Source organism: Bacteroides intestinalis (assembly GCF_003464595.1).
GTDB classification, from domain to species: Bacteria; Bacteroidota; Bacteroidia; order Bacteroidales; family Bacteroidaceae; genus Bacteroides; species Bacteroides intestinalis_A.
On record NZ_QRZF01000021.1, the window covers coordinates 16,727 to 40,236 of the forward strand.

Below are 23,510 nucleotides of genomic sequence, written 5' to 3' on the forward strand. Positions count from 1 at the left end.
TCTCCCATCATCATCTAATAATTTAAAAACGAATCATATGCAAAACAGAAGAGATTTCCTGAAAACAGCGGCTTTCGCTGCATTAGGTTCCAGTGTGGCTATTAACAATGTGTTTGCAGGGGAAAGCACCCCGTCTCTGTTCAATATCAATAAAAGTGGTGTGAATGCCAGGATGAAATTGCGTTTCTTCCCGTATGAGTTGAAGTTGCGTCATGTATTTACGGTGGCTACTTACTCACGCACCACAACTCCCGATGTGCAAGTGGAGATTGAATATGATGGAATTACCGGTTATGGAGAAGCATCCATGCCGCCCTATCTGCAGAAAGAGTTGGGTACAATGGAAAGTGTAATGGCTTTCCTGAAGAAAGTGCAGGATGTCATCGGGCAGTTCCCCGATCCTTTCCAGTTGGAAGATATTCTGGCTTATGTGGATAAGCTTTCGCCGGGAGATGCTGCTGCTAAAGCTGCTGTAGATATCGCCTTACATGATCTTGTGGGAAAATTGCTGCAAGCCCCGTGGTATAAGATTTGGGGACTGGATAAGGGCAAAGCCCCTTCTACTACCTTCACTATCGGTATTGATACACCCGAGGTGGTACGTGAGAAAACGAAGGAATGTGCGGATCAGTTCAATATCCTCAAAGTAAAACTGGGACGTGAGAATGATAAGGAGATGATTGAAACCATTCGTTCTGTAACCAGTCTTCCTATTGCCGTAGATGCTAATCAGGGTTGGACGGATAAGCATTATGCCATCGACATGATACATTGGCTTCATGAAAAAGGAATTGTCATGATTGAACAACCAATGCCTAAGACCCAGTTGGATGACATTGCCTGGGTGACGCAGCAAAGTCCGTTGCCTATCTTTGCCGATGAATCTTTGCAACGACTGAGTGATGTGGCTGGTTTGAAAGATGCATTTCATGGTATCAATATTAAGTTGATGAAATGTACAGGTATGCGCGAGGGCTGGAAGATGGTGACATTGGCGCGTGCTTTGGGTATGAAAGTGATGGTGGGATGTATGACAGAAACATCGTGTGCATGTTCCGCCGCCGCTCAATTCTCTCCTGCAGTTGATTTTGCCGATCTGGATGGCAATCTGCTTATCGCTAACGACCGTTTCAAAGGAATGGAAGTGATAAAGGGTAAGATTACATTGCCCGATTTGCCGGGTATCGGAGTTGTGAAACTATAAAGTGGTATTGTCCCATCATCATCTATAAAAATAATCATTATGAAAAAAGTATTGTATGCCGCCGCTCTATTCTTCTTGGCCACTGCTTGTACTACGAAACCCGAAAACAAGCCTTACACCTGGGAAGAAGACCTGCATCAACGTCTCCTTACCGATTTCTCTCGTACAGAAACTGAAGTGAAAGACTACATCCGCAAGTATATTCCTGATGTTACTGATGAGCAAATGCGTCAATGGGAAGCTTCCAAGGCTTTGGAATGTATGACACTGGATGGCGAGAAACGTTATTTTCGCAATGCCGGACCTAACTTATTCCGTGTGGACTCTGCCTGCTACAAGATAAAAGCTGCGAAAGACGGTGTTTCTTTTAGTGGAAGTGAAAAGGTGAATATGGAAAATCTGCCTGAAGTTATTGCAAGTGTGAAGAAGAATGGTAATCCGATTACCACCCCCAAACGGATGCGTGTCACCTATACTCTTACCGTAGATAGCAGTGCTGTTCCTGCCGGAGAGTTGATTCGTTGCTGGCTTCCTTATCCGCGTACTGACCAGCCACGACAACAGGATGTGAGGTTTATTTCTGCCAGCGAACCGGAATATACGTTTTCTCCGCAGAATTGCCTTCACAGCACTCTTTATATGGAGAAACGCGCCGTGCAGGGTGAACCGACCGTATTCTCCGAAAGCTTTGAGTATACTGCCAATGCTGAATGGCATAATCTGAAGCCGGAAGATGTTCAGCCGTATGACACGACCTCCTCTATATATAAGGAATATACGGGCGAGCGTGAGAAGCATATCATCTTTTCACCGCGTATGCGTCAGCTTGCTGCCAAATTGACAGAGGGTGAAACCAATCCCTTCTTAAAGGCTAAACGCATCTTTCGTTGGGTAAATGATAACTTCCCCTGGGCGTCTGCACGTGAATACTCTACAATAGAGAATATCCCCGAATATGTTCTGGATAACAATAAGGGCGATTGCGGTCAGGTTAGTCTGTTGTTCATTACACTTTGTCGTATCAGTGGCATTCCTGCGCATTTCCAGAGCGGTTTCATGATGCATCCCAAAGCGTGGAATCTGCATGACTGGGCAGAGATCTATTTTGAAGGTATCGGTTGGGTGCCTGTAGATCAATCATTTGGTATTCCTACTTTCGCCCGTAATGCAGACGAAGAATATTTCTTCCTGGGGGGTATCGACTCCTGGCGTATGATTGTGAATAGTGACTACGGTATGCCTTTGATGCCCGAAAAGAAATATCCCCGCAGTGAAACTGTCGACTTCCAGCGTGGTGAAGTGGAATGGGAGGGAGGCAATCTTTACTTCCCGAAATGGGATTATCACATGGATATAGAATACCTTGATAATTAAGGATATATCTCCTCTATGAAAATAGATGGTCTGTTTGCCCCAAACGCATCATCTATTTGCCTTCAACAGACCATCTGTTTGCCCCTAACAGACCATCTATTTCAAACAGATAGATGGTCTGCCTTGTTTTAACGTCTATCTGCCTTATTTTCACGTCAGTAAACGTGCATAAATGTAAAATTGTCAGGTCTTGCCGTTAACCGCTGTTAAGCCCCAAAAGTTCACTGTTAAAAGAGAACAAAAAAGAGTGACAAGCGGAATAAGTGAACGATTTTTGTCGTTATTTTAACGTCGAAATGTTAAACGAGATTTGAATATTAACAATTAAAAGAATAGAAATTAAGTATGAAACAGACAACAAAAAACATTCTTGGGGTTGCAGCTATTGTACTTCTCAGTTCAGGAGTAGCAGGTTTAACCGCCTATAAGATGCTGCAAAAAAATATGCCTGCTGATAGTACTGCTGCATTTAGTGATATGTTCCAGCAGAATCCGAACGTACGTTTGGCCTCTTATAATGCCGTTGATGCGCAACCTGTAGATTTGACGCAAGCAGCAGAAAATTCAGTTCACGCCGTGGTACATATTCGTTCTACTCAAGCTTCCAAAGTTCAGGAAGTAGAAGTTAGAGACCCGTTCTCTGATTTCTTCGGTGAATTTTTTGGTGGTCGGGGTGGTACACAAAGACGACAGGTTCAGACTCCTGAACGTACAGGTTTTGGTTCCGGTGTTATCATCTCTAAAGACGGATATATCGTAACGAATAATCACGTAATTGCCGGTGCGGATGAAATCAGTGTTACGCTGAATGACAACCGTCAGCTTAAAGGACGTATCATTGGTACGGATGAAGTCACGGACCTTGCCTTGATTAAAATAGAGGGAGATGATTTTCCTACTATTCCGGTAGGTGATTCCGATGCATTGAAAGTTGGTGAATGGGTGCTTGCTGTAGGTAATCCGTTTAATCTGACTTCTACAGTGACTGCAGGTATTGTTAGTGCTAAAGCACGCTCTTTAGGAATGGGGCAGCAGACTGGTACGGAAAGCATTGAGTCGTACATCCAGACTGATGCTGCTATTAATCAAGGTAATAGTGGGGGAGCTTTGGTAAATGCACGCGGTGAATTGATTGGTATCAATGCTGCTCTTTTCTCTCCGACGGGATCAAATACGGGTTATGGTTTTGCCATTCCTACCAGTATCATGAAGAAAGTTGTTGCTGACTTGAAACAATTCGGTACAGTTCAACGTGTAAAACTGGGTGTTGCTGTTACTCCGCTTGTAGAAGAACCGGGTGATACTCAACGTCCGGTAGATAAGAGTGGCAAGAAATTGAGTGAATTTAAAAAAGAAGCTCGTGAAAAATCAGGTGTTGTTGATGGCCTTTTAGTAGGAGAAATCGTAGAAGGTAGTTCTGCTGCAGGTGCCGATATCAAGGTTGACGACGTTCTTATCGGTATTGACGATAAACCTATTCATAAATTTGCCGATTTACAGGAAGCTTTGGCAAAACATCGTCCCGGTGATAAGGTTAAAGTGAAATTGATACGCGATAAGAAAGAAAAGACTGTTGAAGTGACGCTGAAGAATGAACAAGGTACTACAAAAGTAGTAAAAGATGCAGGAATGGATATTCTTGGTGCAGCCTTCCGTCCTATACCTGATGAATTGAAGAAACAACTGAATCTGGGTTATGGTCTTGAAGTAACAGGTGTTAACAGTGGCAAGATGGGAGCTGCCGGTATTCGTAAAGGCTTCATTATCTTAAAAGCCAATGGTGTACAGATGAAAACTGTAGAGGACTTGGAAAAGGTACTGAAGGAAGCTACGAAGTCTCCGGATCAGGTACTCTTTATTACAGGTATGTTCCCCTCAGGTAAACGTGCTAATTATGCGGTAGATTTGACTCAAGAATAAAAAGGTATGTTTTTTAGGTAAGAAGATTGTAATATTAGCTAACAAAGAAGAAAAAGGATGTCGACAACTAACTTGTCGGCATTCTTTTTGTTTATAATACTATAGTGAATAAGATAAAAAAGTTAGGGCAAGTTAGCTTATAACTAAATTAAATGTCGTAACTTTGCAACCCAAATCTGTTTTTAGAAGAATGAGACAACTTAAGATTACAAAAAGTATCACTAACAGAGAGAGCGCTTCTCTTGACAAGTATTTGCAGGAAATCGGTCGCGAAGACCTCATAACTGTCGAAGAAGAGGTAGAGCTCGCTCAACGCATCCGTAAGGGTGACCGTATCGCACTGGAGAAGTTGACACGTGCCAATCTGCGTTTCGTTGTATCTGTGGCCAAGCAGTACCAGAACCAGGGTTTGAGTTTGCCCGACTTGATTAACGAGGGCAATTTAGGACTGATCAAGGCCGCCGAAAAGTTCGATGAAACACGTGGTTTCAAATTCATCAGTTATGCTGTATGGTGGATACGTCAGTCCATTTTGCAGGCTTTGGCAGAGCAGTCGCGTATTGTGCGTCTTCCGTTGAACCAGGTAGGATCGCTGAACAAGATCAGCAAAGCATTCTCCAAGTTCGAACAGGAAAATGAACGTCGCCCGTCTCCCGAAGAGTTGGCAGATGAACTGGAAATCCCTGTTGATAAAATCTCTGATACATTGAAGGTTTCCGGACGCCATATTTCGGTGGACGCACCTTTCGTGGAAGGAGAAGACAACAGCTTGCTGGATGTGTTGGTAAACGACGACTCTCCTATGGCGGATCGCTCTTTGGTGAACGAGTCTCTTGCGAGGGAAATTGATAGAGCACTTTCTACGTTAACCGATAGGGAAAAAGAAATCATACAGATGTTTTTCGGTATCGGACAACAAGAAATGACATTGGAAGAAATCGGCGACAAATTCGGTTTGACCCGTGAACGTGTACGCCAGATTAAAGAAAAAGCAATTAGAAGATTAAGACAAAGTAATCGTAGTAAATTGCTCAAGTCTTATTTGGGATAATAAGAAATATCAGTTTCCGACAAATAGAAAGAATTAAAAACCGGTGGTCATATTATGATCATCGGTTTTTTTGTTTTTTTACCATAAAAGTGAAGATGAGCTGCGCTTCAGCATAAAAAAATGAATGAATTCATTTTATTTTGCTCTCGGTTTGCATTATCTTTGCCGCCAACATATAACAAAAAACAGATTATGAAATACGTTCGTATACTTTTTGCCGTAGCGTTGGTTTTTATGGTATGCTCGGCATTCTCATTCAAAAAAGGAAAAGAAGGCAAGGAAAAGGCTGTGTATGCATTCGGTGTTGCTGCCTCTTTCAATGACACGGTAGTGTATTTTACTGATATCCAAGTGTTGGATAGTATCAAGCTGGATAAAGGTGGTTTCCTGCCTAAACGTGATCTTTATACGTATCAGTTAAAGAATTACTTGGAATTTGATTTGAAATGTCCTGATTATACTTGCATGATTTATTTCTCTGAGAATAAAAAGAAGTTGGAGAAAGAGTCTGCAAAAGTAAAAGGTAAATATAAGAAAAATAAATCGATAGTGTTGATGCCTATCGACCCTGATGCATTCCGCTTCAAGAAGCCGGAAGAATAGTCGGCTTCACTTCCTTGCTGAAACAAGGAGCTATCCATTATTACTTGTAACCATGAGAACTAAACTTGATTTTCTTCTGTGGATTTGTTTTTCTGTATTGTTTGTGGCCTGTGAAGATCATCCACAGGAGCCAGATATTGTTGCTGTAACAAGCGTTGCATTGAATGAGAGCGCCCTTTCGTTAAAAGAGGGGAGAAATGTGACTTTGTCTGCTACCATTACTCCGGATGATGCTACCAATCAGAGTGTAACATGGAAATCAAGTGATCCGGATATTGCTACGGTTGATGCCAATGGTAAGATTAGAGCTCTAAAACCGGGAACAGCTACGATTACTGTCATTACTGAGGATGGTGGGAAAACTGCTACTTGTACGGTAACTGTTGAGCCAGGCGATCCACTTAAGAGTAGTCGCACGGTGCTGGTATATGTTGCTGCAGATAACAGCCTTTCTGGATTTGCTTCACTGGACTTTGAGGAAATGAAAGTAGGTATGGCAAAAGTGGAAGATGTTGATGTGAATTTCTTGATTTATATAGATAAGGGTGGATCTCCTCAGTTGCTTGAGCTGAAAAATGAAAATGGGACAGTTGTAGAAAAGGTAGTAAAGACTTACTCTAGTCGTAATTCGGCAGGTGTATCTGAAACGCAGGAAGTCTTTGCAGCTGTTTTCTCAAATACTCAATATCAGGCTGATAGTTATGGACTGGTTTACTGGTCGCATGGTGACGGCTGGCTTCCTTATCCGTTAGGCGCTAATACCCGCTGGGTGGGGCAAGATATAGGTAACGGTGATAAGAGAATGAATATTTCTGAATTTGTCGAGATCTTGGAGACTGCTCCTCATTTTGATTTTATCCTGTTTGATGCTTGTTTTATGCAATCGGTAGAGGTCGCTTATGAATTGCGTGACTACACGGATTATTGTATTGGCTCCCCAACAGAGATACCGGGTCCCGGCGCTTCGTATGATGAATTAGTACCTGCTATGTTTTTTTCAGAAGATGCGGCAGTAGATATAGCCAAGGCTTATTATGAACCTTATGCAGCTAAATATGATGAGGGTAATGGAATTTCGAATACTAATTGGACCGGTGGTGCTTCTGTATGTGCTTTGAGAACCGAGCCATTAGTTGATCTGGCTGTCTTGACAAAGCAAATTTTACCCGGAACAGTTGATAATGCATCGCTTCGCAAATCAGTATTTGATTATGATAAACGTCGTGGTTCTGATGGATATCAGGATGGTCATGTAGGGTATTATGAGCTGGTGGGCATGATGCGAATGATTACTGACGATAATGCTTATGAAGCATGGAAACAGATTTTTAATTCTGCTGTTGCATATTGGGCTACTACTTCTATGAATTATTCTTCTTATGTCGGTATGTTCTCTATGGAAGGAACTAACGGTGTATCCTGTTATATTCCTTCGACTTCTAATACTGCCACTGATAAGGCATACCGTTCTACTGAGTGGTATACATCTGCCGGTTTCGAAAAACTCGGTTGGTAATTCTCGATTTTTAGGGTTGTTATATGATCTTTCGAGGCATAAATATGCCTTGAAACAAATGTGTGTGTACTTTCCTGTTAACTTATATCTTGCATTTATGAACTTTCTTCTTCTCTATATGTTCCATGCTTTATGATAGTAATTCTCTTGGCTATTGTGTTGTTATGCTGTGTTTTAACATTATTTTCCAACGGAAACTATTTTATTCAAGAAAATATTATTTTCTTTGCACCATCAAAACTAAAATAAAGAAGTATGAAGTATATAATTATTGGAGGTGTTGCCGGGGGAGCTACAGCGGCGGCACGATTGAGAAGGGTAGATGAAAAGTCTGATATCCTTTTATTAGAGAAGGGAAAGTATATATCGTATGCAAATTGCGGTCTACCTTATTATATTGGTGGCGTGATTGACGAACGTGAGAAGTTACTGGTGCAGACGCCGGCTTCTTTCGGTCAGCGCTTCAGAGTGGATGTTCGTGTAGAGAATGAAGTGATTGCCATTCATCCGCAGAATAAAACCATTACGGTTCGTACGGTTGACGGAGGCGAATATGAAGAAACTTATGATAAGCTTTTGTTGTCACCGGGAGCTACTCCGGTCAGGCCATCGTTAGGAGGCATTGATTCAGAGGGAATCTTTACCCTTCGTAATGTTGAAGATACCGACCGTATTAAATCTTATCTCACAGAACATGCTGTAAAACGTGCAGTCGTAGTTGGCGCAGGTTTTATCGGCTTGGAAATGGCGGAAAATCTGCATCATGCAGGAGTCTCTGTATCTGTAGTGGAAATGGGCAATCAGGTAATGGCACCTATCGACTTCTCTATGGCTGCTCCTGTTCATCAACATCTGGTTCAGAAGGGTGTTTCACTTTATTTAGAAGAAGGAGTAACCCATTTTCAACGCACAGAGCAAGGTATTACAGTTTTCTTGAAAAGTGGGAAGACAATTCCGGCAGATATGGTATTACTTTCTATCGGTGTACGTCCGGCAACTGCTTTGGCCAAAGATGCCGGATTAAAAATAGGAGAAGCCGGAGGTATCTGGGTGAATGAGTATCTGGAAACTTCTGAGAAAGATATCTATGCCGTAGGGGATGCAATTGAATATCCGCATCCGCTGACCGGAAAACCATGGCTTAATTATCTGGCTAATCCAGCCAATCGTCAGGGACGTATTGTGGCTGATAATATGGTATTTGGCAATAAAGTTTCTTATGAAGGCGCTATTGGTACTTCTATTGCCAAGGTCTTTGATATGACTGTTGCTTCCACAGGGCTTGCTGCTAAGCGCTTGAAGCAATGGGAGATGGAATATCAGAGTTCTGTAACCCATTCTGCCTCTCATGCGGGCTATTATCCGGATGCATTGCCACTGACTTTAAAATTAACTTTCCATCCTGTTACGGGAAAATTATATGGTGCACAATGCATTGGTTATGAAGGAGTGGACAAACGTATCGATCAGATTGCCAGACTTATTAAGCGGGGCGGGACGGTTTACGATCTGATGGAAACAGAGCACACTTATGCGCCTCCGTTCTCTTCGGCTAAAGATCCTATTGCCATTGCAGGATATGTGGCTTCTAATATAATAAGCGGTGCAATGCCCATTATTACCTGGCGCGAACTGGTACAGCAGAAGAATGAAGTCATGTTGATAGATACCCGTACTCCCGAGGAATTTTCTTTCGGTTCTATTCCGGGAGCAATTAATATTCCCTTGGATGATTTAAGAGATCGTATGTCGGAAGTTCCTACAAGCAAGCCGGTTGTCTTGTTTTGTGCGGTAGGACTGCGCGGATATCTGGCACAACGCATCCTGATGGGAAATGGGTATCGGAATGTGCGTAACCTCTCAGGAGGATATAAGCTCTATTCTGCTGCAGTAGCGCCTGTACCTGTACCTGATAAAGTTATCACACCTCAAGTTAATTCAATAGAATCTACGGTGAGTTCTTCTAAAGAGCCATTGAAAATTAATGCCTGTGGTCTACAATGTCCGGGGCCTATCATGCAAGTTAAGAAGGCAATGGATACTCTTGCTCCGGGAGAACAAGTGGAGATTGTGGCAACTGATGCCGGATTTGCACGTGATGCTTCAGCATGGTGTGATACGACGGGAAACCGTCTGATAGGAAGTCATGAAGAAAAAGGCCGTTATACGGTAACTATAGAGAAAGGTGATCCGGCTGCTGTTTGTCCATCGTCTGCCGGAGCAATAGCGGGTAGGGGAAAAACTTTGATCCTTTTCAGTGATGATTTAGACAAAGCTTTGGCTACCTTTGTACTGGCAAATGGTGCTGCGGCAACAGGACAGAAGGTTACGGTCTTTTTCACTTTCTGGGGATTGAATGTTCTGAAGAAAGTGCAGAAACCGAAAGTTAAGAAAGATATTTTTGGTAAGATGTTTGGCATGATGCTTCCTTCCAGTTCTTTGAATTTGAAGTTATCCAAAATGAATATGTTTGGCATGGGTAGCCGGATGATGCGTTTCCTTATGAAACAAAAAGGTGTGGATTCTTTGGAATCACTCCGTTCTCAGGCTCTCGCACAGGGCGTAGAATTTATAGCCTGCCAGATGTCAATGGATATGATGGGAATCAGTCGTGAAGAACTGTTGGATGAGGTAACTATCGGTGGTGTTGCTACTTACATGGAGCGGGCAGATAAAGCCAATGTCAACCTTTTCATCTAGTAATTTGTTATTTAACAAATAAAAAAGAGAATATATGGAGGATTTATGTAAAATTCGTGATGTTTATCGGGCGATAGCCGAGTTTGAAACCCAGTTTATCCAGCAATACAACCTCTCGTTGAATGAGGGGATGTTGCTCTGTGCACTTCTGGATAATCCCCGGCTCACCTCCGGAGAAATAGCAGAGGCATTAGGACTTACTCATTCTAATACTTCCAAGCTAATACGCTCTGTGGAGGAGAAGAAGTTGATTGCCCGCATTATCGGTAAAGTCGATAAACGCCAAATGTATTTCTCACTGACTGCGGAAGGAAAAGAGCAGATTCATACGATTAAGAATTCCAGCCATAAAATGCCTGCATTATTACAGCAAGTAGTAGATATGCTGGAAAAATAGAAAAAGGGTTAACTTCCTGTTGACAAACTCTTAACTTCTTGTCAACGGGAAGTCAACTTTTGCATTTCATGGAAAAGCTTTTACTCGGAACTGCTTTTTCTTTATCGCAATATTTTGTATTCTCATTGTTACGCTTTAACTTTGCGTCCGTTGGATGAACGATTAAGTCTGCATTATTGTGGCTAATTTATTAGTTCATACATAGTAAAAGTCTAAATGCTATATAAAAAATCCTATTGTGAATACAAGCTCCGCCGATCTGAATTGGTATCCCCTGCGCATTACTTATAGCCGCGAGTTGGCCTTAAAAAATTATCTGGACAGCAAGCAAATCGAGAATTTTATTCCAATGCGTTATGAGTATATTGTGAGGAATGAACGTAAAATCCGCAAGCTTGTTCCTGCTATTCATAATCTGGTCTTTGTTCACTCCACCCGAAAGCAACTTGAAGAGATAAAAGAGGCTAAAGGAGCTATTCTTCCAATTCGGTACATCATGGATTGCGAAACTCAACAACCTATTACGATTCCGGATGTACAAATGCGGAGTTTCATAGCTGTTGCGGGTAATTGCGATCAGCAGGTTGTCTACTTAGATCCCACTACCATTAATCTGAAGAGGGGACAGCGTGTTCGTATTACCGGTGGCGTTTTTGAAGGTGTGGAAGGTGAATTTGTTCGTATAAAAGATGATCGTCGTGTAGTTGTTGTTATTCAGGGCCTTATGGCTGTGGCCACAGCTTTTATCCATCCTTCTTTAATTGAACAGATATAGGAGAATCTTTGTATAGGCTTTACACTTAAGTTTCGCTTCTATTTTCTTCGTGCGGGGATATTTCTGTCTTCATCTTCAAAATCATTAAAATTTTTCGTGGATTTTGCTTAAGATTGCTTTAATTTGCAGCTAATATATTAAGCATTATAGCAATCGGATATGCAAAAATTATTATCCTTGCCGCCTAATCTTGTGTCGGCATTCTATGAACTGGAAAATATAGACCGTACGGAATGGTTTTGTACTTCTGATCCTGTAGGGATGAAACTGGGATCGGGTGGGGGAACAACCTGGCTCTTGCGCGAATGGTATAGAAACCAACAAACAGAACACTCAACAGAGAAACGTATCCTGTTGCATGCCGGTGGACAAAGCCGCCGCCTGCCGGGATATGCTCCATCCGGAAAGATATTAACCCCGATACCGGTATTTCGCTGGGCACGCGGGCAGAAGCTGGGACAAAACTTATTATCCTTGCAAGTTCCACTTTATGAGAAAATCATGGAGCGGGCACCGGAAAAGTTGCGTACACTGATTGCGAGTGGTGATGTCTATATTCGTGCCGAGAAACCTTTGCAGGATATACCGGATGCAGATGTGGTATGTTATGGACTCTGGGTAGATCCGGTATTAGCAACACATCATGGGGTGTTTGTTTCTGACCGCAAACAGCCGGAAGCATTGGATTTTATGTTGCAGAAGCCTTCATTGCAGGAGTTGGAAAATCTTTCCAAGACTCATCTCTTTCTGATGGATATAGGTATCTGGTTGCTGAGCGATCGGGCAGTAGAATTATTGATGAAACGTTCGCAGAAAGATGCTTCGTATTCTGATTTGAAGTACTATGATTTATATTCAGACTTCGGTTTGTCTCTGGGTAACCACCCGCGCATTATTGATGATGAGTTGAATAAGCTGTCTGTGGCTATTTTGCCTTTACCGGGTGGTGAATTCTACCACTATGGAACGAGCCGTGAATTACTTTCCTCAACTGTCACTTTGCAGAATAAAGTGTACGATCAACGTCAGATTATGCACCGGAAAGTAAAACCAAATCCTGCGATTTTTGTGCAGAATGCAGAAATAGAGGTAATTCTTTCTTCTAATAATGATAACCTTTGGATTGAAAACAGCTTTGTTGGTGCATCGTGGAAGATTGGTTCCCGGCAAATTATTACAGGTGTACCGAGAAATGACTGGACGTTGGCACTGCCGGATGGAGTGTGTGTAGACATTGTGCCTCTTGCGGAGAAGTGTTGGGCGGTTCGTCCGTATGGCTTTGATGATGTATCTAAAGGAGATATCCGGGATGAAAAGACTTTGTTTCTGGGAATGCCCTTCATTGATTGGTTAGCGAAACGTGGATTGACTCCGGGTGATGTAACCGGAAGGAAAGACGACTTACAGGCTGCCGGAATCTTTCCAGCAGTAGAAGATATAGAACAGATGGGTAAGGTACTTCGCTGGATGACTTCGGAACCGGAGTTGGCGGAAGGTAAGAAAATCTGGGTGAACAGTCAACGTCTCTCTGCCGATGAAATTTCAGCGAAAGCAGATTTACGTCAATTATATGCACAGCGCGAGAGTTTCCGGAAGGGCAATTGGGAATTGCTGGCACATAATTATGAGAAGAGTGTATTCTATCAATTGGATTTGGCTGATGTTGCCGGGAATTTCCACAATTTGGAGATAGATAAACCGGAAGTACTGCCGGCTGATGCGCCTCAGATGCAGCGTATCCATAACCGGATGCTTCGGGCGCAGATAGACAAGCTGAATGGAAAAGACTTTCAAAATGATGAAAGAGAGGCTTTCGGACTGCTGCGCGAAGGACTCCTTTCTGATTTGTATGAGAAGAAAAGCCGTCCTCACCTCAATGTATATAGCGATCAGATTGTTTGGGGACGTAGCCCTGTGCGTATTGATGTTGCGGGTGGCTGGACAGATACTCCGCCATATTCTCTTTTTGCGGGTGGAAATGTTGTGAATCTGGCTATTGAATTGAATGGCCAACCTCCTTTACAAGTTTATGTGAAGCCTTGTAAAGAGTATCGCATTGTTTTGCGCTCTATTGATATGGGAGCGATGGAAGTTGTGAATACTTTCAGGGAATTGCAGGATTACTGTAAGATTGGGTCTCCTTTCTCTATTCCGAAAGCGGCACTGACGTTGGCAGGTTTTGGCCCGGCGTTTTCAGAAGTGGGTTATCCCTCGTTGGAGAAACAATTACAGGCATTCGGTACAGGTATAGAGATTACTTTATTATCTGCTATTCCGGCAGGCTCAGGGCTGGGAACCAGTTCTATACTGGCTTCTACGGTTTTAGGCTCTTTGAGTGATTTCTGTGGCTTGATGTGGGATAAGAATGAAATATGCCGTCGTACGCTTGCTTTGGAACAGTTGTTGACAACAGGTGGTGGATGGCAAGATCAGTATGGCGGAGTATTGCAAGGCATCAAACTGTTACAAACAGAAACTGGATTTGTACAGAATCCGTTAATACACTGGTTGCCCGAACATCTCTTTACGCATCCCGATTATCGTGATTGCCACCTATTATATTATACGGGAATTACACGTACTGCTAAAGGTATCCTGGCAGAGATTGTGCGTTCCATGTTCCTTAATTCATCTATCCATTTGGCAATATTGGAAGATATGAAGGCGCATGCATTGGATATGGCAGAAGCTATTCAAAGGAACGACTTTGAGACCTATGGTGCACTGATTGGCAAAACGTGGATGCAGAACAAAGCTCTGGATTGCGGTACTAACCCTCCGGCAGTGGAAGAAATTATCAGTAAGATTAAGGACTATACACTGGGGTATAAGTTGCCGGGTGCAGGTGGGGGAGGCTACTTGTATATGGTGGCAAAAGACCCGCAAGCTGCATTGCGAATCCGGGAGATACTGACGCAGGATGTACCGAACCCTCGCGCACGATTTGTAGAGATGGCGTTGTCAGGAACAGGGTTCCAAATTTCAAGGTCTTAAAGGGGTAGTTATTCGTGGTGATAAGGGCCGCCGTTGAGTATATTCATGGCCCGGTATAACTGTTCCACGAAAATCAACCGCACCATCTGATGCGAGAACGTCATTTTAGAAAGGGACATTTTCTCATGTGCCGCTTGATATACTTTTTGTGAGAAACCATACGGTCCGCCGATGACAAATACAAGCCGTTTATTTACGGTGTTCATCTTGCGCTTCATATAGTCTGCAAACTCTATGGAGCGCATTTCTTTTCCCCCTTCATCCAGCAATACAATCACATCACCCGGCTGGAATGCCTTACATATCAATTCACCCTCTTTTTCTTTCTGCACTTCCATGGAAAGGCTCTTGGTATTCTTCAATTCCGGGATGACTTCCATCTCGAAAGACAAGTAGCGTTTGGTACGCTGCACATAGTCATTGATGGCAGTTATAAAGTGTTGTTCTACGGTTCTTCCTACGACGAGCAAAGTTGTTTTCATGTTGCTTACATTCTGATTCGTGCACAAAATTAGCGCTTTTTTATTGTATTTTACAATAAATGCTTACCTTTGCGTATCATTAATACTTGTGATTATGAAAAAACGAGTAGTTTTATTGTTGACCAGCCTCTTCTTATGGGTATCCTCGATCTTTGCTCAAGACGTACCTGTGGGGGTGGTTACGGCCTTCAAAAAGGGAAACTCTCAGGAACTAAACGGGTATCTGGGTGATAAGGTGGAGCTGATTATCCACAATCGTACGACCAATGCTGACAAGCGAACTGCAGAAGGAGCAATGGCTAATTTTTTTGCTGAGAACAAAGTCAGTAGCTTCAATGTGAATCACGAAGGAAAACGGGATGAATCAAGTTTCATCATTGGTACTTTGGGAACCACAAATGGAAACTTTCGGGTGAATTGTTTCTTCAGAAAAGTACAAAACAAATATGTTATACATCAAATAAGAATAGATAAAACGAATGAATAAGGAAGAAGAATTGATTGACAGGCTGATAGATCTCGCCTTTGCAGAAGATATAGGTGACGGAGACCATACAACCCTTTCGTGCATCCCCGCTACGGCGATGGGTAAATCCAAGCTTTTGATTAAAGAGCCGGGCATTCTGGCTGGTATTGAAGTTGCCAAAGAAGTGTTCCGTCGTTTCGACCCTACTATGAAGGTAGAAGTCTTCATCAATGACGGGGCAGAAGTGAAACCGGGTGATATAGCAATGATAGTGGAAGGTAAGGTGCAATCTTTGTTGCAGACAGAACGCCTGATGCTGAACATTATGCAACGCATGAGTGGTATTGCTACCATGACACATAAATATGCCGAGAAACTGAAAGGTACGAATACACGTGTGCTCGATACCCGCAAGACTACTCCCGGTATGCGTATCCTTGAGAAAATGGCTGTGAAGATTGGCGGTGGTGTAAATCATCGTATCGGATTGTTCGACATGATTTTGCTGAAAGACAATCATGTGGATTTTGCCGGAGGCATCGACAAGGCTATCAATCGTGCTAAAGAATATTGCAAGGAAAAAGGTAAAGACCTCAAGATAGAGATTGAAGTACGTAACTTCGATGAGTTGCAACAAGTACTTGATCTTGGTGGCATAGACCGTATCATGTTTGATAACTTCACGCCTGAAATGACAAAGAAGGCTGTGGATATGGTAGGCGGTCGTTATGAAACCGAGTCTTCAGGTGGTATCACTTTCGATACGCTGCGCGATTATGCCGAATGTGGCGTAGATTTTATCTCTGTAGGTGCTCTGACACATTCTGTAAAAGGACTGGATATGAGTTTTAAGGCATGTTGACAAGGGCGGAAGGCCGTATTTAGAAAATAGCAGGAAGCCTCTCATAAGTTTCAATCTTTATGGGAGGCTTTTTACTTCTGGTACATTTAAGAAGTATGGGAAAGATAGATTGGAAGAAAGTAAAGACGACTATCAGAAATTGGAAGCCTGGCGAGTATATACGGCAAACTTCTATTGTGGTGATTGGTGTGCTGATAACCTTTGTTGGCAGTGAACTGGTTACCCGTTGTTCAGAGCAGAAAGATATTAAATCTACTATGCTGCTGATTAGGGATGAACTGAAAAGCAATCGGGGTCAGTTTGAAGATGTTATGTCGGAATTTAATAAGGATAAACGTATTTCTACTCTCCTTATGGAACATGATATGAAGTTCCGGATGATACCCGAAGACTCGTTAAGGCAATTTGGTTTTGTTTTGGGGCATTTCCGTGTTTTCTCTTGTCGCCGGAATGCGATGGACCTGCTGAAAAATTCGATGTTGATGCAGAAGATATCAGATAAGGAATTTCTATTGTCGTTAATTGAGGTTTATGAAAGGTTGGAAAGTTTTAGAACCCTCATAACCGAATATTATGACATAAAGGGGCAGGCTGTTAACCCTTTCCATCTGTCACTCACCGATGGGCAGTTTAACTCGTTGTTGGAGGGCGGCTATGAAATGTGGGAAATATATCTTTCGGATAAAACGGTACGCAATTTCATGAGAACGCCTATGGAGTATTTCCATTCCAGTTATAAAAAAAGTGTGGAGCAAGAGATTGATAAGATGATCCAGGCTATTGAACAGAGATATGGAACTAAATAAACGGTTATGGGAAATATAGATAAGATAAAGTCTGCGATTAAAGGCTGGAGGTTGGGAGATGATAAATAATCTCCATTCTTTAACTTCTTTTTAGATATAACATTGCAGCATTCTACGGAAAGCTGCGTCTAACTAACAAACGACGCGAAGAGGCGTCCGTAAAAAAGAGCACTGACATTGGAAAATGAAATAGAACTGATAGAGGGCTGCCGGGCAGGAAAGGATTCCGCGCGTAAGGAGCTGTATACCCTTTATTCCAGGCAGATGCTTGCGGTATGCTACCGCTATACGGGCGATGAAGATGCCGCGCATGACGTACTGCACGATGGGTTCATCAAGATCTTTACCCATTTCACTTTCCGGGGCGAATGTGCGCTGGCAACGTGGGTAACAAGAGTAATGGTGACACAGGCAATAGATTATCTGCGGAAGCAGAAGCGTATCACCCAACTGGTGGTGAACGAAGAACAATTGCCTGATATACCCGACGAAGCAAGTATAGCCGATAGCGGTAGCCGCCTCTCCGAACAGCAATTGATGGCATTTGTGGCAGAATTACCCGATGGATGCCGAACCGTTTTCAACTTGTATGTGTTTGAAGAGAAATCACACAAGGAAATAGCGGAAATGCTTGGGATTAAGGTACATTCATCCACTTCGCAACTGCATCGCGCCAAGAATTTGTTAGCAAAAAGAATTAAAGAATATACAGAGTATGAAAGGAAATGATGAAATAACCGGTTTGTTCCGCAGTCGCCTCTCTGGTGCAGAGATGACGGTGCGGGATGGCTTTTGGGAGGAGCTGAAAGGCGACCTGTCAAGAGTTGAAACCGATGCAACCAATACTTCTGCAGCTGTTGCTTTCGGACAGAAGCAGAAACATTCCGTCCTTACTCCACGCTTCTACCGGGTGGCTGCGGCTGCTTCTGTAGTATTAGTGCTTGGAGCTGCTTCCGCTGCATTCTGGTACTTCTCTCCGAAAGATGAGATTCAGGAAGCATTCACCAAGGTAGCTACGCTGACACCGGAAGGTAACCTGAACGGAGATGTGGTACAGGAAAAATTCCCCTCTATTCATGAGACTAAACCTACAGCGCAGGCTCCTGGTCATAAGAATCCTGTACCAGTATCATCCGGAGGCATACTTGCAGCGAATGGCGATGATGAAGAAACTGTATCTGTTACTGTTTCCATTACAATTTCCCAACGCGTATATGGCAATCAACACCAAGGCAATGGAATGTATGGTCAAACAGCCTCATCAAGGAATGAAAATAATCATCGTGCCACAACTACTGATCCTACTGCTACAAATTCCAATACAGAATTTGGCTCAGATTCCGATAAAGCACTCCTCGTTACCAATGCGGGCGGTTCTGCTAAAAAATGGGCTTTCAAAGCAGGCATAGGTACATCGTTGCCAAAGGGAGATTTCGGAATGCCGTTCACTTCAGGAGTTTCTGCCGAACGTCGTTTGAGCAAACATTTTTCTCTGGAGGCAGGTTTGCAATATAACCGTCTTGACGGAGATCATACGATACATACACTGGCTGTTCCGGTGAAACTGAATGCGGTGCTGGCAAGCAATTCTAAAGTAGACTTTTATGCTACATTGGGTGGTGCTGCCGAGAAATGCATAGCCGGAGCCGTGGACAATGGTTTTGGAGCAGAGCCTGTACAACTTTCCGTTGCGGCAGGTCTGGGAGTCCGTTATAAGTTGAACGACCGGATTGCTCTGTTTGCAGAACCTACGGTATCTCATCATTTTGATACGGATTCGCAAACAAAAACGCTGCGAACGGAACGTCCAACGAACCTTAATCTACTTTGCGGTGTTCGTATGACATATTAACCTTAATACAATGCAACAATGAAAGCAATTTCTAATATACGTGCCGTAATGGCCATTTTGATATTCTTCTTCTCTCTTTCTTTTGTATCATGTACGGAAGAGACGTTGGACTACAATAATCCTGACGTGGATTTATTCGTCAAGCAACTGAAAGCCGGAAAATATTCTGTTGAAAGTCCGGAAGGGTTGAACACTATCCCTCGGTTTACTGTTGATGACATAGGGGACTTGTTGAAGTATGCCGAAGATTTGACGGTAATTCCTTCTTTTCCGCTGGCTCCGGTTTCTTATTCCGCAGGTGGTAAGCTTCGTTTAGGCGAATGTATCTTGTGGACAGTAGAAACAATCCGTCTGGGGCAAAATGCTTCGATGGGGTGCAAAATGGTACATGTGGATGCAGAGAACTATGAAGGCATTTACTTCTTGTCGGATGATGAAGTTCTGGATGCTTCCGCCCGTTATCGCCGCTGGTGGGAAAACCGCAAATACCCCCGTACGATGTGGACCATAGATCCTTGTTATGATGAACCGCTTTGTGGAAGCGGATATATGTGGTGGTAAGAAAATAAATAAATGAGAAGATATTACACTATAATCGGACTGCTTTTAGTAGTAGTCCTTCCCGTTTGCGCTCAGAACTGGACACCTCAGGACTCTCTGCGATTGCGCCGTCTATTGGACGGAGAAGGAGAGATTAAGCTGAATCCGGAAGTTCTGAAAGAAATGGGAGTACAGGAGCCTCTGGGCAAACAGCAGATGTCGCTGGAAAGACAATGGCTGGATTTCAACACAACACTTCCCGAAATACCAAATACACCGAAGAAGAAAGTTATTCTTACTTTGCGTCCATATACAGCAAATACGAAGTATAACTGGGATCCGGTGTATCAGAAGAAAATAAAAATAGATAAGAACACGTGGAGAGGAGATCCTTTTTACGAACTTAAAATGCTTCGTATTTATTCTGATTGGGCGAAGACTCCTTTTGAAAAGGGCATCCGCAAGAGTATGGATGAAATAGAGGCAACCGGAATGCGTTACCGGGTGACAGAACGGGCTAATAATATGGCCGTAGGTAGCTGGCAGGGTGCCAGTGGCGGTTTGGGATTTGTCGGTGATTTTATGACGCCTTTTACAAAAGAATTCTGGAATGTCAAAGGACGTAAGCGTCGGGCCCGTACTCTGGAAGTGCTCCGTGCATACGGGGACTCGACTACAGTGCTGATTAAAGAGCCTGTCAAGGCGATTAAAAATTAGGATTTGTATAATTTGAGCATCTGGTGATATCTATGTTGTAAATTCGTATTTTCAGCTGTGTTTTTTATTACAATTCGTCTTTTCTTCCGAACTTTTCATACATTTTTCTTGTTTCTTCCTAATAATCCCTAAACGGAAAAACTATGAACAGAATTACTTCCCTTTTCGGAATTCAATATCCAATAATCCAAGGTGGTATGGTTTGGTGCAGTGGTTGGCGCTTGGCGTCGTCAGTAAGTAATGCGGGTGGATTGGGCTTGCTTGGAGCAGGTTCTATGCATCCTGAAACGTTACGTGAGCATATCCGTAAATGTCATGCTGCTACACATAATCCTTTTGGAGTCAATATTCCATTAATGTATCCGCAGATTGAAGAAATCATGCAGATAGTGATAGAGGAAGGAGTCAATATAGTTTTCACTTCCGCCGGAAGCCCTGCCAAATGGACGGGATGGCTGAAAGAACGGGGAGTGACAGTGGTGCATGTGGTCAGTTCTTCCCGCTTTGCGATGAAAGCCGAAGAGGCGGGTGTGGATGCTGTTGTTGCCGAAGGCTTCGAAGCCGGCGGACATAACGGAAGGGAAGAAACTACCACTTTGTGCCTGATACCTGCCGTACGTGCCGCTACTACTTTACCATTGATTGCTGCCGGAGGAATTGCTACAGGCGAGGCTATGCTTGCTGTCCGGGTGTTGGGAGCAGAAGGGGTGCAAATAGGTACGCGTTTTGCATTGACTCAAGAAAGTTCTGCTCATGAATATTTTAAGGAATATTGCCTGCGTTTGCAGGAAGGGGATACCCGGTTACTGTTGAAGAAGCTCGCTCCGGTACGTTTAGTACGGAATAATTTCCGTGACGCTGTAGAGGCGGCCGAAGCAGTGGGGGCTACACAAGATGAACTTCGTATCCTTCTGGCTCATGGACGTGCCAAGAAAGGGATTTTCTATGGAGACTTGGAAGAAGGAGAACTGGAGATTGGTCAGGCCTCTGCACTGCTTTACGGTAAACAGATAGAGACAGTTGCTGAAGTGATGCAGGAACTGACGGAAGGATATAAAAGAGCGTGGGATGCGCTAAAAGAATAAGAATTTAGCTTCATGAGACGACGAAATTCGTCCCATGAGATGAAAAAATCCGTACCATGAGGCAAAAATATTCATCTCATGGGACGATTTTTTTGTATAGAGGGAATGAAAGGGAGTCATTTGGCTATGGAAATGAACTAAAGTGATTATGTGATACTATCCTAATTCTCCTCCTCCTGGGAGGAGGAGTACCCGTAGGGGGAGGTGGTAGGTGAGAAAAGAATTCCTTATTTATATGATTCATAGGTATTTCTTGCTTTACCTACCACCCTGCCCTCTGGACACCCCTCCTCCGATGGATGAGGGGAATTGAGATACTCTATTTACCCAATATTAGGATACTCATTTTACTCATAGCTCATCCCAAACAAACCACTTTCTTACCGCCCAAAATGAAAAAATGGGGCTGTACGTCAATCTGTACAGTCCCATTTTCATGTTTTCCGATTGCGGTCCTATGATTTAGGTGTACCGGAATTATTTGTTGTACTAGTTGTATTTACGGTAGGATTTGCAGTTGGTGTTGTCGTAGCTGTGCTTGTTGTGCCTGCTGCTGTTGCAGTAGTTGTTGCTGCGTTTGCTGCAACTTTTGGCTGTTCTTCCCAATGGAAGGGTTCGAAGTTAGTATTCGGATCAACCCAAGTCGGTTTCTTGCAAGCGTAAATGATGAACGGAGCTGCCACAACAACGATGGCACCGATAATCAATACGGAGAACCAGACTGTATTGCTACCCGTCGAAATCTGACTGGGCGGGATAAAGCTCAGGATGAATGCCAACAGAGAACCACAGAAACCGAGTCCGCCGATGAACCACATCAATCCATTACCACCCTTACCGATACGGAACGGACGGTTCAACTTCTTCATCTTGTAACGCAATACAATAGCTCCTGTAAACATCAGCATATACATGATAAGGTAAAGAACTACTGTCAACTGTGACAAGATTTGATAGAAACTCTGTACGGAAGGCATTACTACGAACAAGAGGCTCAATACTGTTACAGCACCACCTTGTACGAACAGAATGTTCTTTTGTACACCCAGTTTATTTGTCTTCTGGAAGAACGGAGGCATGTAACCTGCCTTACCTACGGCAAAAATACCTTTAGACGGACCGGCAACCCAAGTCAATACACCTGCCAGCACACCGAATGCAAGAGCGATAGCGATGATTGGTGATAACCAGGAAGCGTGGATGTAATGGAAGTAATTGTCGAAACCAACCAGCAAACTTTGTGTCAGGCTGATGTCCTTAGCCGGGATGATAACACCCAGTGCAAAAGTACCCAGTACGAAAATGATAACTGTGATAGCTGCACCGATAAATACTGCTTTTGGATAATTCTTGGAGGGGTTTTCTATATCCTTAACGTGGATACCGCCCATTTCCATACCGGCATAAAAGAGGAAGATACTTGCGGCGAGTACGACGTTGTCGAAGTTCGTCAGATCGGGGAAGAAGCTGCTGTGGAAGTCAAGATTGGAGTGTCCGCCTGTAGCCAGATAAATGATACCCAGGATAATCAGCAAGGCTGCCGGGATAATGGTACCAACCATACCGCCGACTTTGGCTACCTTACCTACCCATCCCATACCTTTCAATGAAATGAAAGTGGCGAGCCAGTAGATGATGAGCACTACGGCGAGTGTGTAGTACTTGTTACTTGCCAACGACATATCGTGTGCGTCGTTCATTCCGATGAAGGCGATGGATACAGCACCGAATGTCAATACGGTAGGGTACCAGATGGTACTCTCAATCCATTGCACCCAGATGGCAAGGAAACCGAGCCGCTTACCGTAGGCTTCTCCTACCCAGCGGAACACACCACCTTGTTTGTCCTGGAACATTGCAGCCAATTCCGCAGCGACAAGTGACGTCGGTATAAGGAATACGATAGCTGCAAATAAATAGTAAAAGGCCGAACTCATTCCGTACACGGCCTCGGCAGGTAGTCCACGTAGGGATACTACTGCCGTTACATTCATGATTGCGAGGGTGAACACACCCAGCTTCACTGTTTGTTTAATATTTGCCATAAGTTAAGGTTTTAGGTGAAAAATATGTTTTAAAATCAGTCTCTATAACAACGACCCGGTGGAGTTGTTTTCGGGGATAAAGTGAAAGTTGGTAAATTAACACTTAAACAAATGCCTTGTG

General features: G+C 43.3%; 20 protein-coding genes. 18 read left to right on the forward strand and 2 right to left on the reverse strand.

All coding sequences use genetic code 11. The annotated features are described in order from the left end of the window. The first annotated feature begins 37 nt into the window (after positions 1 to 37). The 10 genes from DWW10_RS21375 (at position 38) to DWW10_RS21420 (ending at position 14,534) form a co-directional block, all read left to right on the forward strand. Positions 38 to 1,204, forward strand: coding sequence for a dipeptide epimerase (locus DWW10_RS21375; RefSeq protein WP_022391985.1), 1,167 nt, complete (start codon positions 38 to 40; stop codon positions 1,202 to 1,204). A 39-nt stretch (positions 1,205 to 1,243) separates the two neighbouring features. Further along, complete coding sequence (locus tag DWW10_RS21380; protein ID WP_022391986.1) at positions 1,244 to 2,578, forward strand: transglutaminase-like domain-containing protein; 1,335 nt, start codon at positions 1,244 to 1,246, stop codon at positions 2,576 to 2,578. Between the two features lie 345 nt (positions 2,579 to 2,923). Next, positions 2,924 to 4,498, forward strand: coding sequence for a trypsin-like peptidase domain-containing protein (locus DWW10_RS21385; RefSeq protein ID WP_022391987.1), 1,575 nt, complete (start codon positions 2,924 to 2,926; stop codon positions 4,496 to 4,498). A gap of 190 nt (positions 4,499 to 4,688) precedes the next feature. After that, on the forward strand, positions 4,689 to 5,549 hold the full coding sequence (locus DWW10_RS21390) for a sigma-70 family RNA polymerase sigma factor (RefSeq protein WP_007209697.1): 861 nt from the start codon (positions 4,689 to 4,691) through the stop codon (positions 5,547 to 5,549). A gap of 192 nt (positions 5,550 to 5,741) precedes the next feature. After that, positions 5,742 to 6,152 carry a hypothetical protein gene (locus DWW10_RS21395; RefSeq protein WP_022391989.1) on the forward strand — a complete coding sequence of 137 codons (411 nt, stop codon included), beginning with the start codon at positions 5,742 to 5,744 and terminating at the stop codon, positions 6,150 to 6,152. Between the two features lie 52 nt (positions 6,153 to 6,204). After that, positions 6,205 to 7,668 (forward strand): clostripain-related cysteine peptidase, encoded by a 1,464-nt coding sequence (locus tag DWW10_RS21400; protein WP_022391990.1) that lies wholly within the window; start codon positions 6,205 to 6,207, stop codon positions 7,666 to 7,668. 255 nt (positions 7,669 to 7,923) lie between these two features. After that, the gene (locus DWW10_RS21405; protein WP_022391991.1) at positions 7,924 to 10,368 is read left to right on the forward strand and encodes an FAD-dependent oxidoreductase; all 2,445 of its coding nucleotides are present in this window, start codon (positions 7,924 to 7,926) and stop codon (positions 10,366 to 10,368) included. 34 nt (positions 10,369 to 10,402) lie between these two features. Further along, positions 10,403 to 10,765 carry a MarR family winged helix-turn-helix transcriptional regulator gene (locus DWW10_RS21410; protein WP_022391992.1) on the forward strand — a complete coding sequence of 121 codons (363 nt, stop codon included), beginning with the start codon at positions 10,403 to 10,405 and terminating at the stop codon, positions 10,763 to 10,765. Between the two features lie 238 nt (positions 10,766 to 11,003). Then, positions 11,004 to 11,540 (forward strand): UpxY family transcription antiterminator, encoded by a 537-nt coding sequence (locus DWW10_RS21415; RefSeq protein WP_118422167.1) that lies wholly within the window; start codon positions 11,004 to 11,006, stop codon positions 11,538 to 11,540. A 159-nt stretch (positions 11,541 to 11,699) separates the two neighbouring features. Beyond that, the gene (locus tag DWW10_RS21420) at positions 11,700 to 14,534 is read left to right on the forward strand and encodes a bifunctional fucokinase/fucose-1-phosphate guanylyltransferase (RefSeq protein ID WP_022391993.1); all 2,835 of its coding nucleotides are present in this window, start codon (positions 11,700 to 11,702) and stop codon (positions 14,532 to 14,534) included. 8 nt (positions 14,535 to 14,542) lie between these two features. On the opposite strand, the gene rlmH is transcribed toward DWW10_RS21420, so the two are convergent. Then, positions 14,543 to 15,016, reverse strand: coding sequence for a 23S rRNA (pseudouridine(1915)-N(3))-methyltransferase RlmH (rlmH, locus tag DWW10_RS21425; RefSeq protein WP_115503002.1), 474 nt, complete (start codon positions 15,014 to 15,016; stop codon positions 14,543 to 14,545). Between the two features lie 94 nt (positions 15,017 to 15,110). Here rlmH and DWW10_RS21430 point away from each other — a divergent pair, with 94 nt between their 5' ends. The 8 genes from DWW10_RS21430 to DWW10_RS21465 all read left to right on the forward strand — a co-directional run bounded on the left by DWW10_RS21430 (position 15,111) and on the right by DWW10_RS21465 (position 21,344). Then, a complete protein-coding gene (locus DWW10_RS21430) occupies positions 15,111 to 15,503 on the forward strand; it encodes a DUF4783 domain-containing protein (RefSeq protein ID WP_022391995.1) in 393 nt (130 codons plus the stop codon). Then, positions 15,496 to 16,344, forward strand: a complete 849-nt coding sequence (gene nadC, locus DWW10_RS21435; RefSeq protein ID WP_007664827.1) for a carboxylating nicotinate-nucleotide diphosphorylase — start codon at positions 15,496 to 15,498, stop codon at positions 16,342 to 16,344. Before DWW10_RS21430 ends, nadC begins: the two co-directional genes overlap by 8 nt. Positions 16,345 to 16,439: 95 nt before the next feature. Beyond that, positions 16,440 to 17,150, forward strand: a complete 711-nt coding sequence (locus tag DWW10_RS21440; RefSeq protein ID WP_118422168.1) for a hypothetical protein — start codon at positions 16,440 to 16,442, stop codon at positions 17,148 to 17,150. Positions 17,151 to 17,327: 177 nt separating this feature from the next. Beyond that, positions 17,328 to 17,879: an RNA polymerase sigma factor gene (locus tag DWW10_RS21445; protein ID WP_022391997.1), complete on the forward strand. Its 552-nt coding sequence runs from the start codon at positions 17,328 to 17,330 to the stop codon at positions 17,877 to 17,879. After that, positions 17,866 to 19,002: a porin family protein gene (locus tag DWW10_RS21450; RefSeq protein ID WP_022391998.1), complete on the forward strand. Its 1,137-nt coding sequence runs from the start codon at positions 17,866 to 17,868 to the stop codon at positions 19,000 to 19,002. The genes DWW10_RS21445 and DWW10_RS21450 overlap by 14 nt, the downstream gene beginning before the upstream one ends. A gap of 18 nt (positions 19,003 to 19,020) precedes the next feature. After that, a complete protein-coding gene (locus DWW10_RS21455; RefSeq protein WP_007209683.1) occupies positions 19,021 to 19,563 on the forward strand; it encodes a DUF4943 family protein in 543 nt (180 codons plus the stop codon). A gap of 12 nt (positions 19,564 to 19,575) precedes the next feature. Further along, positions 19,576 to 20,259, forward strand: a complete 684-nt coding sequence (locus DWW10_RS21460) for a DUF4858 domain-containing protein (RefSeq protein WP_022391999.1) — start codon at positions 19,576 to 19,578, stop codon at positions 20,257 to 20,259. Positions 20,260 to 20,402: 143 nt separating this feature from the next. After that, complete coding sequence (locus DWW10_RS21465; RefSeq protein ID WP_022392000.1) at positions 20,403 to 21,344, forward strand: NAD(P)H-dependent flavin oxidoreductase; 942 nt, start codon at positions 20,403 to 20,405, stop codon at positions 21,342 to 21,344. Between the two features lie 455 nt (positions 21,345 to 21,799). Here the strand turns inward: DWW10_RS21465 and gadC are convergent, their stop codons facing one another. Then, positions 21,800 to 23,389, reverse strand: coding sequence for a glutamine/gamma-aminobutyrate antiporter GadC (gadC, locus tag DWW10_RS21470; protein WP_022392001.1), 1,590 nt, complete (start codon positions 23,387 to 23,389; stop codon positions 21,800 to 21,802). Positions 23,390 to 23,510: the final 121 nt, after the last annotated feature.

Excerpts from the sequence above, each read along its gene's own strand:
- DWW10_RS21375 (WP_022391985.1), top strand. The coding sequence starts at position 38 with ATGCAAAACAGAAGAGATTTCCTGAAAACAGCGGCTTTCGCTGCATTA.
- DWW10_RS21380 (WP_022391986.1), top strand. The coding sequence starts at position 1,244 with ATGAAAAAAGTATTGTATGCCGCCGCTCTATTCTTCTTGGCCACTGCT.
- DWW10_RS21385 (WP_022391987.1), top strand. The coding sequence starts at position 2,924 with ATGAAACAGACAACAAAAAACATTCTTGGGGTTGCAGCTATTGTACTT.
- DWW10_RS21390 (WP_007209697.1), top strand. The coding sequence starts at position 4,689 with ATGAGACAACTTAAGATTACAAAAAGTATCACTAACAGAGAGAGCGCT.
- DWW10_RS21395 (WP_022391989.1), top strand. The coding sequence starts at position 5,742 with ATGAAATACGTTCGTATACTTTTTGCCGTAGCGTTGGTTTTTATGGTA.
- DWW10_RS21400 (WP_022391990.1), top strand. The coding sequence starts at position 6,205 with ATGAGAACTAAACTTGATTTTCTTCTGTGGATTTGTTTTTCTGTATTG.
- DWW10_RS21405 (WP_022391991.1), top strand. The coding sequence starts at position 7,924 with ATGAAGTATATAATTATTGGAGGTGTTGCCGGGGGAGCTACAGCGGCG.
- DWW10_RS21410 (WP_022391992.1), top strand. The coding sequence starts at position 10,403 with ATGGAGGATTTATGTAAAATTCGTGATGTTTATCGGGCGATAGCCGAG.
- DWW10_RS21420 (WP_022391993.1), top strand. The coding sequence starts at position 11,700 with ATGCAAAAATTATTATCCTTGCCGCCTAATCTTGTGTCGGCATTCTAT.
- rlmH (WP_115503002.1), bottom strand. The coding sequence starts at position 15,016 with ATGAAAACAACTTTGCTCGTCGTAGGAAGAACCGTAGAACAACACTTT.
- DWW10_RS21430 (WP_022391995.1), top strand. The coding sequence starts at position 15,111 with ATGAAAAAACGAGTAGTTTTATTGTTGACCAGCCTCTTCTTATGGGTA.
- nadC (WP_007664827.1), top strand. The coding sequence starts at position 15,496 with ATGAATAAGGAAGAAGAATTGATTGACAGGCTGATAGATCTCGCCTTT.
- DWW10_RS21440 (WP_118422168.1), top strand. The coding sequence starts at position 16,440 with ATGGGAAAGATAGATTGGAAGAAAGTAAAGACGACTATCAGAAATTGG.
- DWW10_RS21450 (WP_022391998.1), top strand. The coding sequence starts at position 17,866 with ATGAAAGGAAATGATGAAATAACCGGTTTGTTCCGCAGTCGCCTCTCT.
- DWW10_RS21455 (WP_007209683.1), top strand. The coding sequence starts at position 19,021 with ATGAAAGCAATTTCTAATATACGTGCCGTAATGGCCATTTTGATATTC.
- DWW10_RS21460 (WP_022391999.1), top strand. The coding sequence starts at position 19,576 with ATGAGAAGATATTACACTATAATCGGACTGCTTTTAGTAGTAGTCCTT.
- DWW10_RS21465 (WP_022392000.1), top strand. The coding sequence starts at position 20,403 with ATGAACAGAATTACTTCCCTTTTCGGAATTCAATATCCAATAATCCAA.
- gadC (WP_022392001.1), bottom strand. The coding sequence starts at position 23,389 with ATGGCAAATATTAAACAAACAGTGAAGCTGGGTGTGTTCACCCTCGCA.